Here is a 16882-nt window from a genome sequence, read left to right as displayed (position 1 = left end):
TCACGCTCTCTCAGGCGACCGTCCGCCGCCGCCCGGCTCCTTGGTGCTCACCGTGTCAGGCGAGACCGCAAGCCCGATCGGCGTTCCGGCCGGCGTTCGTCACTCGGTAGAGAGCCACATCAATGCGGTGACATAGCTCTGCCGGACGCTCGCCCTTGCGGGCCCGGGCGATGCTGATGGACACACCGGCTCGAACGCCCGGCTCCTCCCAGGATCGGCTCGCGGACGCGTCTTGCGATCCGGGCCTCCGACCCGGTTGGATCCGGGACGCTCCACATGCCGGCGCGGCCATTTCGTCGAGGCGCGGTCGATCGGATCCGTGCGGGCGCGCTGAGGTCTGCGTCGGCGGTTGCTACCGACCGCCCCTTGCCTCGTCGTAGCAGGACCCGGCCCGCTCGATTTCCGGACCGTAAGCCAGAGCCCACGTGCAGAGGGCTTCGAAGGGCTGCCGCAGCGAATGGCCCAGCGGCGTGATCGCGTACTCCACGCCGATCGGCGCGGTCGGCAGGACGGTCCGCGTCACCAGCCCGTTGCGCTCCAGCCGCTTCAAGGCATCCGCCAGCGCCTTGTGCGTGATGCCGTCGAGCCGGCGCTTGATCTCGTTGAACCGCGCGGGTTTCGGGCAGAGCACGGTGAGGATCATGATCGTCCACTTGTCGGCGATCCGGTCGAGGACGGGCCGGATACGGGCCATGTCGGCCCGCGCCTCCTCCGACAGACGCTCGAGTTCGGTATCGTCACGCATATCTAGGCTCACCAAAGTGCGTTCTTGCGACTAGATAGCCGTCGTATATCTGGATGCCATCGCTGAGCAAGGAGCATGCGAGATGGCAAGAGTCGAGAACAAGACCGCGCTCGTGATCGGGGGCGCCAAGGGTATCGGACTGGCGATCGCCGAGCGCCTGGCGATCGAAGGGGCGACCGTCTTCCTGACCGGGAGACGGGCCGACGAGGTGGAGGCGTCGCCAGGCGGGTGGGCGGGAACGCCCGCGGCGTGGTGGCCGACGCCGGTGCGCCGGAGGACCTGGCGCGCGTCGTCGCGGACGTGACCAAGACCCTGGGACGGATCGATCTCCTCGTCCTGAATGCCGGGCTGTCGGAGCCGGCCATGATCGCGGAGGAGACGACCGAGCACTTCGACCGGCACTTCGCGGTGAACGTGCGCGGCATGATGTTCGGGCTGAAGGCGGCCCTGCCCGCGATGGGCGAGGGCGCATCGGTGGTCCTGATGGGATCGATCGCCGACGCCAAGGGCCTTCCCCCCTACAGCACCTATGCCGCCACGAAGGCGGCGGTTCGATCCTATGCCCGGTCCTGGGCCGCGGAGCTTGCGCCGCGCGGCATCCGCGTCAACGTCGTCGCGCCCGGGCCCACCGACACGGAGATGATGGCGGCCGTGCCGGACGAGGGGCGCGCGGCGCTGATCGCGCCGATCCCGCTGGGCCGCATGGCGCGCCCGGACGAGGTCGCCTCCGCGACGCTGTTCCTCCTCAGCGACGAGGCGAGCTTCGTCACCGGGGCGGAACTTTGCGTCGACGGCGGCATGGCGCAGGTCTGACGCCGCCCGCATGTCGCTTGGCCCCCAACGGGTCCGGGCAGTGTCCGCATCTTGGGGACTTGGCGGGCAGGCGCGGTGAGATGAGCGGCCGACGGGTCGCCTTGTCAGCCGCCCGCCAATCCGAAGACCTTCGAGCAATACGCACCGAGCGCCTCGATCCGATCGGCCGGCCCCCGGAAGGCGATGTGCCCGTCCGGTCGCACCAGCACCATCGCGGGGGAAGACCCGATGCCGTAGGCGGCGTGGGCCTCCCCGTCGAGATCTGACAGGGCGAGCCCATCCCCCGACGTGGCGACGGCTGCGCCGAGCACGAGCCTCGGGCGGACCCAATCCCATGCCCCGAACTCCCCGGCAGCCCGTCGGAGATCGGGAAGCGCATCGCGCTGCCGTCCGTCGAATAGGAGGAGTGCCCAACCGAAGGTGCGGCAGTCCGGGTTGTAGATGTGCTGGAACAGGGTCGTCGACGTGCCGTCGGCCGCGATCACCGGCGCGTCGGGCGCGCGCTCGCCGGGCTTGGGCGCGTCGCGATGCCAGAGGCCGTGCGCCAGGCCGAAGCCATCCTCGTTGAGCGGGCTCGTGGGATAGGCGACGGAGAGCTGCTGAAGATCGTCCGTGCCCTGAAGAAGCGAACCGATGTCGGGCCGGACGGCGGCGGCGACGCTCACCGCCGCATCCTTGAGTTTCCCGCGGTAGACGCTGTTCTGGAACCCTTGCACCTGCTGCCTGTCGAGGCGCCGGTGCTCGCCGCCGCGCTCGGTGTCGTAGGAGTCGAGAAGGACGGGCTCGGCTCGCCCATGGAGCACCGTGGCCAGCCGCCAGGCGAGACCCACCGCATCGTGGAACCCTGCGTTCATGCCCTGGCCGCCAGCCGGGAGCGTCAGGTGCCCGGCGTCGCCGACAAGGAACACGCGGTCCTTGCGATAGTGCGGCGAGACGCCGTGCTGGAAGCGGCTGTGCGTCAGCCAGATGGGATCCGTCAGCGTCAGGGTCTCGTCCTCGGTCACCTCGCGGGCGATCGCCTGCATCTCGTCCAGCGTCGGGTCGCGGTCGGGAAGCCCCGTGTCGTCCGACAGGAAGAACAGCCGGTGGTAGCCGCCCCAGACGGGCAGCACGCCGCAGAAGCCGCGGGGATAGTAGAAGAACCAGAGGTGGTCGTGGTCGGTCGAGCGTCGCCAGGAGAGCTTGGCGTCGAGCTGGCGGTTCATGCAGTCCGGCAGCTTCTCCGGCTCGAAGTCGAGGCCGAGTTCGCGCCGCACGAAGCCCGCGCCGCCGTCGGCCCCGACGAGATAGCGGCAGCGCAGGCTCTCGGGCTCGCCCGTGGCGCTCCCGTCCTCGCCGACGGCGACGATCTCGACCGTCACGCCCTCGTCGTCCTGCCGGAAGCCAACGACCTTGCGTCCGCGCTCCAGCCTGCCGCCCCCGGCCTCGATCCGTTCGCTCAGCGTCGTCTCGATCACGTCCTGGCCGCTGTAGAGAACAGGACCGAAGGGACTGGCGACGTCGGCGATGGCGATCGGATCGACGGGCCGACCGTTCAGGAGCGTGTTCACCTTGGTGATCGCGTAGGCCTTCTGCGCGAGGGCATCGCGGATGCCGATGCTGGCGAGGAGTTCCTGCGGCCGGGCCCAGAGGTTGTTGGCGCGCGAATAGGGTTTCGGCTCGGTCCGGCTCTCGAAGATCCGGAAGGCGACGCCATGGTGGGCGAGCGCGCAGGCCGTGGTGAGGCCGATCGGGCCACCGCCCATGACGATGACATCGGTGTCGAAACGGTCGGACTGGATCGAGGGCATGGAAAATCCTTCGCTGGACGCGTCTGGCAGGGTGAGTTCGTTGGGTTGAGGCGGACGGGGCGACCTACGGAAGCATGTCGCTCATCTCGCGCAGGACCGAGATGGCGACGGCGAGCCGTTCGGCGCCGATGCGATCGAGGATCGTCCGGTCGAGCGGAGCGACCGCCTCCTCGGCGGCCGACAGAGCCCGGCGTCCGGCTTCGGTGAGGACGACGAGCTTGGCGCGCTGGTGGTGCGGGTTGGGCTGGAAGTTGACGAGCCCACGCTTCGCGAGAAGGTCGACCACCCGCTGAACGCCCTGGCGGGTCAGGCCCATGTTGCGGGCGATGTGGGCGACCGGAAGCGGCGTCGGCGCATAGCCCAGCGCGCCCAGCACCTGCCACCAGGATGTGCTGAGCCCGATCGGGCCGACAAGGGCGTTGCCCGTGTCGACGAGACGTCCGTTGGCCTCGAAGACGGCGATCGACAATGTGCGGACGAGATGGTGATCTTCAGCTTCTGTCACGACGCAGCCTGCGGTCAATACGGCAACAAGCTGTCAAACCAGTTGCATGGTCATTGGTTCCGTCGTCCGTGATCGTCAGCCCGGTCGCGGCGTGCCGGGACCTGTACTCTTCCAGCACCTGGGTTCGTGGAGCCACCACCCCCGTCGTCGCGCCGGCGGGATGCTCGGGACACCTCCGGTTATTGACAATTACAATCTGAAGTAATGATGATGGCTTGCTGCGGCGTTCGGGGGCTACGAATGCGAAACATGCTCAGCCTCTTCTACCTGGTCATGGACCACGACCCCAACCTCGTGTTCGTCAAGGACGAGCAGGGCCACATCGTCTACGCCAACCGGGCGTTCCTCGAGCTCTATGCGCCCGAGGCCCGGGCCTCGATCCTCGGAACCACGACGGTGGAGGCGTTCAGTCCCGAGGAGGCGGCCGTCTGGCTCGCCGGGGACCGCCGGGCCATGGCCACGGGCTCGTCGGAAGCGGTGGAGGAGATCTTCGACTATCTCGGAAGACGTCGCGTCCTCCTGACGCGGAAGATCGCGTTCCATACCGCCGACGGCGAGCCGCGGCTCCTTGGCATCAGCACCGACGTCACGACGCTCAAGGGGCGCGAGAGGTCGCTGGTCGAGGCAAACGACAGTCTCTCCCAGTTCGCGGCGTTCGCCGCGCATGACCTGCGCTCGCCGCTCGCAAGCATCGCCACCGCCATAGACACGGTCATGTGCGACGCCGACACGTCACTCGGAGCAAGGGCGAAGCAGGTGCTGGGGCTTGCTCGAGAGAGTGCGTCCGGTCTCTCCCAGCAGGTCACGACGCTGCTCGCATCCGCGCTGGCCAGCGACGTCGGCGAACTGGAACTCAGGGCAACGGACCTCAACCTCCTGCTGGAGGAGGTCCGGTTCAACCTGTCGTCCCTGATCGACAGGCATGGGGCCACCATCACTTGGGCCCGGTTGCCAAGTCTTCAGGTCGAGCGCAACCTGTTCCGGCAGTTGTTGCAGAACCTCGTCGAGAACGCGGTCCGTCACCGCTCCGACGAGCGGTCCCCGCGCGTCACGGTCCGCCACCTCCCGGCGGAGGACGCGGACGTCATCGTCGTCGAGGACAACGGAATCGGCATATCGGCCGCCGACGCGATCCGGGTGTTCGAGGCGTTCGAGAGAGGTTCCGAAGCCGGGGACGGCACGGGTCTGGGCCTTGCGCTCTGCCGTCGGGTCGTCGGGCTGCACGCGGGATCCATCGGGTTCGATACCACCTACGCGGAAGGATGCCGCACCCTGGTGACGATCCCCCGACAGCCGGCCTGGTCGGCATGGGCCGCCTGACCCCTTCCGACCGAGGTCGATCCGCTTTCAGGCTCGCGACACGTGTGATCGCGGCTGGTTCTCGAGTTCAGGTCCAACCCGTAACGTTCCGGTGGCTCACCGGCTTCGGAGCGACCGTCGGCCATACCGCGGAAACGCTCGGGCGTCCTCGCGGCCGTGCCGACGGCGCGAATGTCGGGACGGCCGCGTCCACGGCCGGATCGCAGCGCGTCGTGGGGCACCTTCTCCGTTCAGAACCCAAGAGTCGGCATTTCGCGGGATCCGATTGAGACACCGACCCCGTTGGAGTCGGTGTTCTGAGCCTCGCTACACCCATTGTAGCGGCACCCACTTCCCCGACTCGGGCGATCGACGACCCCCCTGTAAAACATAGTGTTCGGCTGCCCAATGCGACATGGTTACCGACTCTCGTGGCGGAGAAGTCCGACTCTAGCGCTGCCGGATGCGAAGAAGTCTGACTCTGCCGTTCGTGGATGTCCTCGAACAGTCGAGGGCGAACGAAGTCGCATCGCGGACCCGATCATTCGCTGAAGACAAAGGCACGGCGTGGGGACGCAGCCCCGGCCCATGGGACAGTTAGAAGTTCAATCGGTGCCGCTTGGCAGCACGGGATCGATCTCCTCCTGCTCCAGGGTGCGGTGGTCTGCTCCTGCCAGGTAGTCCACCAGGTCGGCGATGCCGGATCCGAGAGCGGCACCGATCTCGAGCCTCCCGTTGGGTTTGCCGGGAACCCCGAGGCGTTCCGCAAGCTCCCGCGACATCAAATGGGGAAGCAGGGCGCGACGCACGGCCCGTTCGATCGTGCGGAAGATCCAGGTCCCGTCGACATCGATGTCGGACCAATGGAAGAACGGCACCTCCGGCGGAAGCGCAGAACCGAGGGAGGTCAGCGCGGCCTGCGTCGAGCGCGACGGGTAGCCGCCGACATAGAGCGTGACGCCACTGCGACCGGGATCGGCCTCGAGCACGTGCCTGTTGAAGCTGGCGAAGTTCTCAATGGTCAGGACGTACTCGGGCGGACGCTTGAAGTCGATCCGCGCAGCGGTCTCCGGCGGGATGCCGATGTAGGGCAACCCGCCACCGATGTCCCCGCCCCCGACCTGGAAGGTGCCGGCGATCAGGAGGGGCGGACCGAACCGCTCGACCCCGAGGAGCGCCAGCGCGACTCGCGGAGGAATGCCGGATGGCAGATCGACAACCGTCCGGAGCAGCCTGAGGACCAGCGCCTCCGACTCCTCCAGTGACTTGCTGTGTCCGGCGACGCGCTTGGAGAACGTCCGGTAGTCGAGCCCGACATGCCTGTCCTCGACGACGGCCTGGGCGAGACGGAGCGCGACGCGCATGGAGAGCGCGTCCCCGGCCGACACGCCGTGCCAGGAGCGTCCCTTCGACCATGACGCGGCGGCGGACAGGCAGGCATCCCGAAGCGCCGGGTGCAGTTCCAATCCCGCGATCATGTCGCGGTGGGTCCTTTCGGCGACCCCGATCGATTGCTCCCGGCCCAAGTGACGTGCGAGCGCGTCGGCGTCCGCGAGCCGGACCAGCTTCAGCTCGTCCCTCCACCGCCCCGTCCCCCTCACCAGCGCCACGGCCCCCGCCGCCTCGGCCACGTGCAGCCGGCGCTCGAACGAATCCTTGGCGGTGACGTCGGAGAACGCGCCGCGGTCCGGATAGGCCACGGGGGACGCGACGCCGCGCTCGCTCCGGTCGAGCAGGTCGTGGAGCAGGACCGCCGCGTCGACGAACCGCCTCGCCACGTCCTATTCCGCCGCTATCAGAGCCGCGACCTCTCGGTCGCTGAGGTTCTCCGGGTTGATCGCCAAGAGCGCGTCGCGAGCCTTCGGCTTGATCCGCACGACGTCCGTCGTCGACTGCTCGCCGATGCGATCGACCTCGACGAGGGTCTCCATGTAGCCCATCAAGGCGGCCTTCTTCTCCAGTGGCGCCGCGATCACCACCTGGAGCCCAAGACGACCATAGAAGGCCATCATCGCCCGCTGATTCTTGCCGTCCATCTTCGAGAACGCCTCGTCGAAGAGCGCGGGTGCCATGCCCTTCGGCTGACCGCGCGCCTCCCCGCCGCTCCCGTAGACCGAAGCCAGGGACGCGCCGATCGCGACGTACAGGGGCACCTGCTGCTCTGCTCCCGAACCCGTGGCCCGGCGCGTCTCCCATCGGGTCCGCGCCTTGGTATCGAGATCCTGCATCTGGATCTCGAACGAATGGAAGTTGCGGTAGTCCTCGAAGGCCGTGAAGTCCTTGTCGGGATCCTCCAGCAGCCGCTCGACGGCCCTGATGGACTCGATGTGCGGATAGTCGTCTGGCACGTCGGCGCGGAACAGCATGTCCAGGGCATCGTCGGAAAGTTTTCCGATCTCGATGATCTTCAGGATGGGCTGGAACTCCGCTTCCGCCGTCCTGTGGAAGGAGTAGATCTCGTTGTGGAACGGATGGTCTCGCAGGCTCCGGTTCAACGCCTCGATGTCGCGTTCCATCTTCGAGACGCGTGCGGTGAGCGCGTTCACGAACTCGCCACGGAAGAGGACGGATGCCCGTTCGGCCGCCTCGCGCGCCTGCGCCTCGTACCTTCGGAGCTCGTTCCCCTCGATGTCCTCGATGAGGACGTCCATCCACGGCCGGACGTCGCCGACGAGGTCGCTCTCCGGCCCGACCTGCGAGCTGGGTCCGAAGTCCGCGAAGTAGCCGCGCAGCGCCCCGCGCGCGTCGAGCTCTGCCCTGTGGCGGCGCTCACCGGCAGCCTTCGCCGCGTCCGCGCCGAGCTTTTCCATGCGGGCGTGGAGCTCCGCCCCTGCCTTGCCCGCCTCCGCAGTGGCAGCGGATGCAGCCGGCCTGAGGCTGCCCGAGGGATCGAGGCGGTCCCTGTAGCTCTGGCGGCCCTTGAGATACGGGAACTGCGCCCGCTCGGGCAGGTACGCGCGCCTGGCGATCTTGAGTGCCATCGACGAGCCTTCCTGACCCTCGCCGCCGGCGAGCGCGCGCTGGGCAACCTCGGCGGCGATGCGGTGCCTCTGGGCCCTCTTGTCGATGCTCTCAACTTCTTCCTGCTTGCGGCGGAGGAGGTCGCGTTGCGCCTCGAGCCTTCCGCCCAAGCCCTCGTCGCCCTGGCGATCGATCGCCTCAATGCTCGCCTCAATTTCGCGTCGCTCCCCGTCAGCGGTCCGAAGGTCGTCCACGAGGGTGGACAGCCGTGCACCGCCGTCCTCGGAGAGCACCAGAAGCGCACGGAGGACGCGATCGATCCCCTGTTCCTCATGGCGGGCATCGTTCAGGCGGACGGCGCCGTCCGCCAGTTCGTCCCGCATGCGCTCCGCCGCCTCCGCACGCGCGCCGCGTCCCAGCTTGTGGTCCGTCGCGGGAACGGTTCGGTGGCTCCGGACGAGACCGTCGTCGTACAGGCCGTCGGGCATCAACGCGCGCCCCGGCATCTCGAACGCCGCCATGGTCAGGGCCAAGCGGACATTCCCGTGACGCCGTTGCAGGAAGGCGAGCGCGTCCGGATGATCGGTCGCAAAGACGCTCGGAAACGTGCCGGGCCTGGGTCGTTCCCGATGGTCCTCCAGCTTGTTCAGGCTCACGAGAGAGGCGCCCCTGAACTCGCGGCGGCCCTCGCGGAACAGGGCCGTCGCCTCACCGATCCTGTTCCTCGCGACGAACACGGCCTCCCGGTCACGCCCGAGCAATGCCTCGACGGCGGGGAGCCATTGCGGGTCCGACACCTCCACGAGGTCGCAAAGGGGCCACGCCTCCATGCCGGCCGCCTCCAGCCGTCGGAGGAGGTCTTTGGTCGGCTGGGCCAGGTGCCCGCCGGGCCGCGCGCCTCCCGCATCCTCCAAGGCCGTCCGGAGCCGACGGATCTCGGCCTCCAGACCCACGACGAGCGCGGACAACTCACGCCGCCGTCCCTCCAGCCGAGCCGTCGCGACGGCTGCGACGGCGGCGAACGGCGCCTCCGCACCGCGCAGCGCGTCCACGTCCACCACGGCGGGATCGGTCGCGGCCAAGCCGCAGAACTCCTGCACGCCCGGCCCCATCGCGACCGCTCCCGGCGCGATCACCGCCGCGGCTGCGCGAAGCCGCTGAATGGCGGCAGCAAGTCCCGCCTTGCGCTCCCCGACCTGCCTCAGGGCCTGCGTCCACTGCGCGCGTCCGGTCTTGGCCTCCCTTGTGGCGATCGCTGCCCTGAGACGCTCGATCTCCGCCCTGGCCTCGCCGACCGTCTCCAGCGCGTACCCACGGTCCTCGCTCTCGGCATCCGCCTGCCTGCGGGCATCCGCCAGTTCGTGGAGCAGCCCCCGGTTGGCGGCGCGTGCGGAGAGCCATCGACCGCGCCGGGCGGTCCAGTTGCCGAGAGCCGCCCGGTCGCGGGCGTCCAGATAGGCGTCGATGTAGGTGCGCAGGTCCTTCAGGGCATCGAGCTTCCGGCGCATGGTCTCGATCGTCGCGTTCACCCCTCGGTACGTCTCGATGGACTGGCGCAGGTCTCCGATGCGGATCGGGTTCTCCTCGAGGATGAAGCGGCGGACGAACTCGGTCGCCGAGTATCCCTGGTTGAGGGACATGGCGTTCACGACGGCCTTGAGCATCGCCGCCACGCTCTGCTCGGCGCTGGGCAAGCCGGGCACGAGGCGGCGCATGTACTCGCGCACGAAGTCGGTCGCGCGGTCGCGATGGTTCACGATGGAGGCGGCGCCGAGTTCCGAAACGATCCTGGCCTTCACCTCGTCCCACTGAGACACGTAGCGGCTACCGTCCCGCCGCTCCGTGAAGTCCGCCGTCGTGAGCACCTTCCCCGTCACGACGAAGCGGCCGAGCACCGTTTCGGTCGTGTCCGTGCCCCGCGCCTCGAGCGCGAGCCCGATCGTGACGGGCCGGCGGATGCCGTCGGGATCCACGAACCCGAGCGACACGTAGGTGAGGGAGTCCTGTCGGCGCGTCTCGCCGTCCCCGAGGGTACCAAGGCAGTAGCCGAACACCGAGCGCTTCGACGAGGAGCGCCCGCGCCCGGATTCGCCCGCCACCGCGTTCAGGCGCATGTAGGTGCGGCTGGCGCCCGTCAGAACCGCTTGGACCATGTCGAGGATGGTCGATTTGCCTGAGCGGTTCTCGCCGAGGATGCCGAAGTTGCCCGCCACCTCGACGTCCTCCGCGTCGAAGAGGTGCCAGTTCACCATGGTGAGGTGCCGAAGTTCCATCACGCCTCTCCCGTGTCTTCCATGCCGCCCGAGCCTGACGGCTCCGCGGGCCGTCCCGGCCGGACGGATGCCTCCTCCGACCTGACGTAGCCCTCCAGGCGCAGCAGGGCGTCGGCCCCTGTGAGGAGCTTCACCATCGGGCGGATTTCGACCTCGCGGTCCTGCTGGTCGCGGTCGAGTTCGCCGAGCGACACGACGTTGCGCTGCGCCAGCTCGCGAAGGATCTCGGTGAACCTGACGGGCGTGATTGCCGCCTTGCCGGCTCCCTGCACGATGTCGCGGTACCGCTCGTAGAGGGCGTTGGCCGTGGTCAGGGAGGTTGCCCGGTCGAGGAGGTTGCCGACGTCGGCGTCCTCCTGCCAGTGGCTGCCGAGCACCAGCACCACGACGGTCTCGTCCAGCTTCAGCTTGGGGACCGAACCGGAATCGTCGTCATCGAGGACGATCCCGACCCACTGCTCCTCCGCATTGCGCAGGACCCGGTAGCCAAGGCTGTCGAACAGGCCGTCGGCAACGCGGCGGAAGCGGTTGTCGACCAGTGTGTTGTAGACCGTCGCGACGCCCCGGTCGCCGGAATAGGCGAACTGGTTGCGGATCAGGTAGCGGCACGCCTTCCTGAGGTCCGCCCCCTTCTCCGCGCCGTACCGCGCTTCGATATCCTCGAATTCGCCCAGCATCTCAGTTGCCCCCAAGGATTCGATCGCGCCGCCGGCGGATCGCGAAGTTGCCGCACGTCAGCCAGTCGCTGTCGTGCGGCGCGCCGTCAGCGAGGCTTGCGAACTCGAAGGACCGGGCTAGCTCATCCGGCACGTTGCCGGTCATCGCGTATCGGCGGGCCGCGTCGAACGCGAGGAACTCGTCGACGTCGGCGATCTCCAGGAACCGGGACTCGGTCGCGTGGTCGGGCGCGAGGTGGCGCTCGAGGAAGGCGCCTACCCGTTCCGGCGAGGGCTGGATGCGATCGAGATAGTCCGCGCGCATGCGCTTGCGGAACTCGTGCAGGGGGTCGCGGGGCCGATCGGCAATCGCCTTTGCCTCTACGGACTGGCGGGCGACCTTGACGGGCGCGAGGAGCTTGTCGGACCAGGGCACGGTACGGTCCTCGACCCCGAACGGGACCGTCGCCGTCGCGTAGCGCCCGGGATCGGCGGCCAGAAGCGGCTCGAGGCGCGCCACGAGGACGCGCGCCCGCGAGGCGAGTCCCCGCTCCCCCTGTTCGGCGTACTTCACCGTGTTCCGGAGTCGCTGCTCCAGCGCCCGGCGGAACTGGGCGATGCGCTCGAACATCTCGCCGATCGTCTCGAATGTCGCCTCGATGGAGAGGAGGTCGCCCTCGGCCTCGATCCGCGCGGCGTCGACGGAGTTGGCGACCCCGATGTCCACGTAACCGGCGGCGATCGCCCCGAGGAGTTCCTCCGTGTAGGAGATCCGCCGGGCGGTCGACACGATCTGGTCACGGAAGCGGTAGGGATGGTTGAAGGTCAGGATGGCCTGGAAGTCCTTCAGGACCAGCTCGCCGATGAACTCCTCGAAGTAGGTCTCCATCTTGCTGCGCAGGCTGTCGGACTCGAGGAGCGTCTTCCTGATGCGCCTGAGGTCGGACAGGATCGCCCTCAGCGTGCGCACGAAGCCGTCCGCGTTGACCCGCGCCTCCCGGAGCGCATGGACGGCCGACGATCGCGCGCGCTCGCCGTCGGAGGCCGACAGGCGCTCCACGAGCTCAAGGCTGGTCTTGATGTGCACGACGAGGCCGCCGAAGCGCTGCGACACGTCGGACTTGAGGCTCGACAGGCGCTGGACGACGAGGAGCGCGCCCATCGGCATGTCCACGGTGACGCGGATGCCGTACTCCTCCTCCTCGAGCCAGCCGGTGCGCACGAGTCCTTGGTATACCTGCGCCGCAGCCTTCAGCGCCCTGTCGCCCGTCTCCCTGGCCGGGCCGGCGAACCGGAGCCGCCTGCGCCCTTTGGAGACGACCTCCGGCAATCCCTCCACGGGGTCGTCGCCGTCGGCGAGCAGCTCCGGCCGCTTGGCGAGGAGGTCGTAGACCGCGTGCGTGATCTCCTGCGGCGTCGGGAAGGAGGTGCCGGAGGAGAAGAAGCGCTCGTGGACCTCGAGCAGGGCGGCCTCGTAGAGGAACCGATGCTTGCGCGAGAAGATCAGGAACGCGTCGTCGGAGAGGTAGCGGAACAGGGTCACTGACGCCCGCCCGGCGGTGCGCCGACGGCCGCGGCACGCCGCCCCTGTCCTATCGAATCCTTCACCCTGTTCCCCCGAAAGGATGCTTTACGTTATTGTTCTTCCTGCCGGGAAGGAACGCAATCCTTACGGGTGGCCGAAACCTGTGGGTTCCGAGCGACGCCCGGACGGCCTAGCGGCGGAGGTCGGACGCCTCAGGGGACGCGGCCGGGTCAGATCCCGCTGAGGAAGTTCACGTCGAGCACTTGGCTCTCATGAAGGTCCCGCGCCGTGAGCTGGTCGAGTGTGCCGATCCTGAACCGCCCCTCGGCCCAAGAGTACCTCTCCGGTAAGACGATCGCGTCGAGCTGCGCCTTCAGCTCTGCGCCCATCTCCTTGTCGTTGGCCGGGAGGTCGCCGTCCTCCAGGACGACGTAAAGCAGCACCCGGACTGCTTCCGCCTCCCAATGCGGGTACGCGGCGACGCGGAGCATCCTGACCGAGCGGTAGACGCGCCCGGTCTCCGAATCCTTGTCGTGCTTCGACAGGATCCGACTCCGCCACTTCGAGATTGCGCGCACGAAGGGGTCGGGGTACGCGAAGCGGCCGTGCTTGCGCTCGAGAGCGCTTCCGAACCCGGCCCTCCCCTCGTCGGTCCCAAACCCCTCTAGCCGCTCCCAGGTCCGGACGACGGCCTTCTCGACCGCCATCATCCGACCGAGGTCAACGACCACGTCCGGCGTGGGCGGGTTGTCGAGGACGGCGCAAACGGGCGACCGTCCGGCCGCCGCCTCCTTCAGCAACTTCTCCGACGCCTGCACGAGGGGAGCGGCGATGACGCTATCCTTGCCCTCCCCGGCGTTGACGATGTCGCACGTCTGGGTGACGACGGCGACGCCGACGACCTCGCGGAACAGGAGGTCGGGGCTTCCGTCCGCCGCAAGGACGATGGTCGGGAAGTCGCGGACCCCAAGCGTGTAGTCGCCCTGCCGCCAGCTCTCGAGCGGGTCGCGGTCGTCTTCCGCCTCCGCTACCTCGACCATGCCGTCTGCCATGCCCGTCACCTCTTCGGGAAGGGCACCCGCCTCGTCTCGCGCCCGCGGACGAGGGTAGCGTCGCCGGCAGGTTCACTGGAAGAGGCACGCACGACGGCTTCGAGCCAACCACCCGGCTCCTCGCCACGAAGCGGCGTTCGGGAGCGGTCGATGCGCAGCGGCTCGGACCGGCCTGCCCCCTTGCCGGCCGCCTGCGCCAGCTCCTCGAAGCGTCCGTCGCGGAGCATGTCGAGGCCCGTCGCGCCGGCGGCGACGGGCGCCAGCAGGAGGTTCGCGTTCTCGCGCGCCGAACCGCGATCGACGTGCCGGAGGACGGCGAGCACGCGGCCGAGCCGCTCGCGGTGTGACGGCCTGACGTTGCCGCCGGCCATCCAGTTGTGGATCGAGCGCCGCTGGACGCCCATGACCGTGGCGAGCTGGTCGAAGGTCAGGCCTGACAGCGTGCGTATCTCGCCGATCTCGCCGAAGGCGGGTTCCGCGACGGCGACGGCGTTCTCGCCCGCCGAGTCCGCAGTCCGCGCGACGTGCCCCGGGGAGACGGGCAGCCCGCGCGAGGACGTGTAGCTGACGAGCACGATGCCGTCGGGCAAAGGTGCCGGCGACGTGGACGTGCCCATTCCGTAGCGGCCGACGATCAACGCGCGTGCGGCACCGTCCAGCCTCAGCCAGCCGTCGAGCGGAAGGGAGTTCTCCTTGTCCGCCGTCCAGACATGCGCGGCAACGTCCGTCGGCGGCATGATCTCGATGTTTGGGGCGAACACGGTCAACCTCCGTAGGCTTTGGCGAAATGCTCGGTCGTCGCCCACTTGAAGACGCTGTAGGCGCGAGTCGCAAGAGCATACGCCAGGTCGGACACTTCGTTCCCCGGCACCGGCTTCGGCAACGTGGCATTGTCGGCGTAGACGTCGACGTCGAGGAACCACGAAGGTTCGCCGATCGGGGCGAGCACGTTGACGTCGTACGTGGCGTTGGCCGGGAGCATGCCCCAGCGGGCGGACATCTGCCCCTCCTCCACGGACGCGACCATCTCACTGAACTGGTGCTGGACCGCGGCCATGTCGCCGCCCTTGCCGTACACGCCCAGGAAGGCGGGATCGACCAGCTCGCCCAGGCGGGGCAGGTGCTCGCCGCGCACGAGATCGACGTACCGGACACCGACCCTGTCGAAACCGCCGACCTTCAGGCACTCGTCGGCGGCCTCGGCGATCTCGCCGATGCGGCGCACGAAGTCCTTGCGGTTCGTGTAGACGCGCGTCTCCAGCGAGACGAAGTTCGTCGCGAGGCTGACGCGCCAGACCTCTTCGGCGTCGTAGAACCGCCAGACAGTCTCCTGCCGCATGGTCTGGCCGGCCAGCCCGAGGGTAACGACGGCGACCTGCTCCGGGCGCAGGCTGCGGTATGTCGAACGGATGCGTTCTTGGAAGGGGGCGATGAAGTTCCGGTCGGCGACGGACAGGATCTCCTCGAAGCCGAGCTGCGAGATGACACGCACCAGCGGTGCGTCCTTCAACGGCACCTCCGACGGCACCTTTCCGTAAAACGGCTCCTTGCGATCTTCCATCGTCGGCTCCCCAACTTCGCGACAAGCCTAGCATCCTGTGAAGTAGGGTGTGAAGCAGCTTATGTCGATAGGGTTTATGCGGCGTGAGCGGGGGCCGGACAGGTTCGGTCCTTCACCGCCCGCGCCCGTATCGTCGTCACCAACTGAATCTCAAGGTAATCCGTCGAACGCCACGCATAGGTCCAGCAAGTTGCCGTTCGGACGCGGCCCCATCCTAACGGGCTTCAGATGCCCCTCAAGAACACTTCGGATCACGGCGCACCGGATGCGCGTCGGAACACGCCGCAACGGCAGGGTGATGCGGCCAGGCTCGGGCACCGGCACCAAGCCACGCAGGTCCTCCACGGCGTCGAGCGCGGCCGTGTCGACGTCGCATACTCCGACCGACGGAGCCTGTCGCGGCCCGCGAAGGCTGGGTGTCAGCAGGATGGCGTCGCGCAACGCGACCAGGTCGGATGGTGCCCATGACGATTCGCCGCCGGGGACGAGGAAGGACGTCAGGACCTTCCGCATGATGCCGTCCGCCGGTCCCGGAGGGATGCATACCTCGCCTGCCGGCACCGATTCAGCGATCACCCCGAGGGCCCTGAGCAGGATCACCGCGTCGACGGCGGGCAGGCGCTCGGCAGCACACAGGGCGTCGATCGACAGACATTGCGCCCTCACAGGCCGGACAACCTCCTGGGCCTCTCCGAGGTAGACGGGAAAGCGCTGCGCCAGCCCGTGCGAGCGGGCGTTGTGAAGGACGATCTCGACCAGCGGCTCGACCCTCGGATCAGCGAGCGCATGGCAGGCGTTCTACAGGATCGCTACGCCACCTGTCTTCGTACGCGCCGAGCCCATCAATTCGAGGAGTTCGCCGACCTGGCGAATGGTCGGCAGTGGTTTCGGACAACGCTGTCACCCTGTCTCGACCCCGTCACCGGTGCCGTGTGGCGCATCATGTCGATCTCGCAGAACATCACCGCCGCCAAGCGGCTGCAGGTCGAGATGCAGCAGGCCGCGTTCGAGAATCCCCTGACGGGTCTTCTGAACCGTCGCCGCTTCGACCGGGCCGTGACAACGAACTGCGATCGGGCGGTCTACAGTGGCGAAGCGTTCTCGATGGTGGTGGTGGATCTTGATGACCTCAAGGGCATCAACGATGCGTTCGGCCACCGGGCAGGCGATGAGGCCATCCGATCTGTCGGTCAGACGCGACGAGCTTCCTGCGGAATGGCGAGGATGTGGCCCGAGTAGGAGGCGACGAGTTCTACATTCTCCTTCTGGAACCGACGCGCATCGACCTTGATCGTCGGCTGGACCGGCTTCGCGTACTCGTCGAGAACGGTCTTTACGTTTCCAATCTCGACAAGCCGCTTGGCCTCAGCGCCGGCGGTGCTATCTGGCGCCCAGGGGACGATGCCTACCAGATCTTGGCAGCCGCAGATGCCGAGATGTACGCCGTCAAGACACTCCATAAGCTGACCAACATCACAACATTTCGTTCGGCGTCCCGGATACAGGACGTCGCTTGACGACCCTTCTAGGGCGTTCACTTCGCTTCAATTTGCATCCGGAAGCGGACGTTCAGTCAACGCGGGTCGATCTCTGCCGCCAGTTCGAATTGGGCTCGTGTCGGCACAGGGAATGTAGCAGAACGCCTGAAGCCCAATGTGGCGGCCTTAGGTTCGTGTGCGATCTGACGTTGTCCTTCACGTCG

The 16882-nt window shown here is 68.0% G+C and carries 14 protein-coding genes and 1 pseudogene; 4 read left to right on the top strand and 11 right to left on the bottom strand.

Annotated features, from left to right (window positions below; translation table 11 throughout):
* Window positions 1-352: 352 nt before the first annotated feature.
* A complete protein-coding gene (locus tag QZ753_RS07975; protein ID WP_294642586.1) occupies window positions 353-745 on the bottom strand; it encodes a helix-turn-helix domain-containing protein in 393 nt (130 codons plus the stop codon).
* 82 nt (window positions 746-827) lie between these two features.
* Between QZ753_RS07975 and QZ753_RS07970 the strand changes: the two are divergent.
* Window positions 828-1558 (top strand): annotated as a pseudogene (locus QZ753_RS07970) (SDR family NAD(P)-dependent oxidoreductase).
* A 104-nt stretch (window positions 1559-1662) separates the two neighbouring features.
* Here the strand turns inward: QZ753_RS07970 and QZ753_RS07965 are convergent.
* Complete coding sequence (locus QZ753_RS07965) at window positions 1663-3348, bottom strand: FAD-dependent monooxygenase (protein WP_294642584.1); 1686 nt, start codon at window positions 3346-3348, stop codon at window positions 1663-1665.
* A 64-nt stretch (window positions 3349-3412) separates the two neighbouring features.
* The gene (locus QZ753_RS07960) at window positions 3413-3853 is read right to left on the bottom strand and encodes a MarR family transcriptional regulator (protein ID WP_294642582.1); all 441 of its coding nucleotides are present in this window, start codon (window positions 3851-3853) and stop codon (window positions 3413-3415) included.
* Window positions 3854-4102: 249 nt separating this feature from the next.
* On the opposite strand from QZ753_RS07960, the gene QZ753_RS07955 reads away from it, so the two are divergent.
* A complete protein-coding gene (locus QZ753_RS07955; RefSeq protein ID WP_294642580.1) occupies window positions 4103-5173 on the top strand; it encodes an ATP-binding protein in 1071 nt (356 codons plus the stop codon).
* Between the two features lie 584 nt (window positions 5174-5757).
* Here the strand turns inward: QZ753_RS07955 and QZ753_RS07950 are convergent.
* From QZ753_RS07950 to QZ753_RS07915, 8 genes are all read right to left on the bottom strand, one after another.
* Window positions 5758-6930 (bottom strand): Wadjet anti-phage system protein JetD domain-containing protein, encoded by a 1173-nt coding sequence (locus QZ753_RS07950; RefSeq protein ID WP_294642578.1) that lies wholly within the window; start codon window positions 6928-6930, stop codon window positions 5758-5760.
* Window positions 6931-6933: 3 nt separating this feature from the next.
* A complete protein-coding gene (locus QZ753_RS07945; protein WP_294642577.1) occupies window positions 6934-10386 on the bottom strand; it encodes an SbcC/MukB-like Walker B domain-containing protein in 3453 nt (1150 codons plus the stop codon).
* Window positions 10386-11063: a DUF4194 domain-containing protein gene (locus QZ753_RS07940; protein ID WP_294642576.1), complete on the bottom strand. Its 678-nt coding sequence runs from the start codon at window positions 11061-11063 to the stop codon at window positions 10386-10388. Before QZ753_RS07940 ends, QZ753_RS07945 begins: the two co-directional genes overlap by 1 nt.
* Before the next feature lies 1 nt (window position 11064).
* Complete coding sequence (locus QZ753_RS07935) at window positions 11065-12585, bottom strand: Wadjet anti-phage system protein JetA family protein (RefSeq protein WP_294642575.1); 1521 nt, start codon at window positions 12583-12585, stop codon at window positions 11065-11067.
* Between the two features lie 212 nt (window positions 12586-12797).
* Window positions 12798-13619 (bottom strand): hypothetical protein, encoded by an 822-nt coding sequence (locus tag QZ753_RS07930; RefSeq protein ID WP_294642574.1) that lies wholly within the window; start codon window positions 13617-13619, stop codon window positions 12798-12800.
* Window positions 13620-13624: 5 nt separating this feature from the next.
* Entirely contained in the window at window positions 13625-14380 is a 756-nt protein-coding gene (locus tag QZ753_RS07925; RefSeq protein WP_294642572.1) for a helix-turn-helix domain-containing protein, read from the bottom strand.
* A gap of 2 nt (window positions 14381-14382) precedes the next feature.
* Window positions 14383-15180, bottom strand: a complete 798-nt coding sequence (locus QZ753_RS07920; RefSeq protein ID WP_294642570.1) for a TIGR04255 family protein — start codon at window positions 15178-15180, stop codon at window positions 14383-14385.
* A 150-nt stretch (window positions 15181-15330) separates the two neighbouring features.
* The gene (locus QZ753_RS07915) at window positions 15331-15846 is read right to left on the bottom strand and encodes a hypothetical protein (protein WP_294642568.1); all 516 of its coding nucleotides are present in this window, start codon (window positions 15844-15846) and stop codon (window positions 15331-15333) included.
* Window positions 15847-15918: 72 nt separating this feature from the next.
* Here QZ753_RS07915 and QZ753_RS07910 point away from each other — a divergent pair, with 72 nt between their 5' ends.
* Window positions 15919-16419 carry a diguanylate cyclase gene (locus QZ753_RS07910; protein WP_294642566.1) on the top strand — a complete coding sequence of 167 codons (501 nt, stop codon included), beginning with the start codon at window positions 15919-15921 and terminating at the stop codon, window positions 16417-16419.
* Window positions 16407-16697: a diguanylate cyclase gene (locus QZ753_RS07905; RefSeq protein WP_294642563.1), complete on the top strand. Its 291-nt coding sequence runs from the start codon at window positions 16407-16409 to the stop codon at window positions 16695-16697. Before QZ753_RS07910 ends, QZ753_RS07905 begins: the two co-directional genes overlap by 13 nt.
* Window positions 16698-16882: the final 185 nt, after the last annotated feature.

The sequence above is a fragment of the uncultured Aureimonas sp. genome (genome assembly GCF_913775355.1).
Lineage (GTDB): Bacteria > Pseudomonadota > Alphaproteobacteria > Rhizobiales > Rhizobiaceae > Aureimonas.
This window is presented reverse-complemented; position numbering and strand designations above follow the sequence as displayed.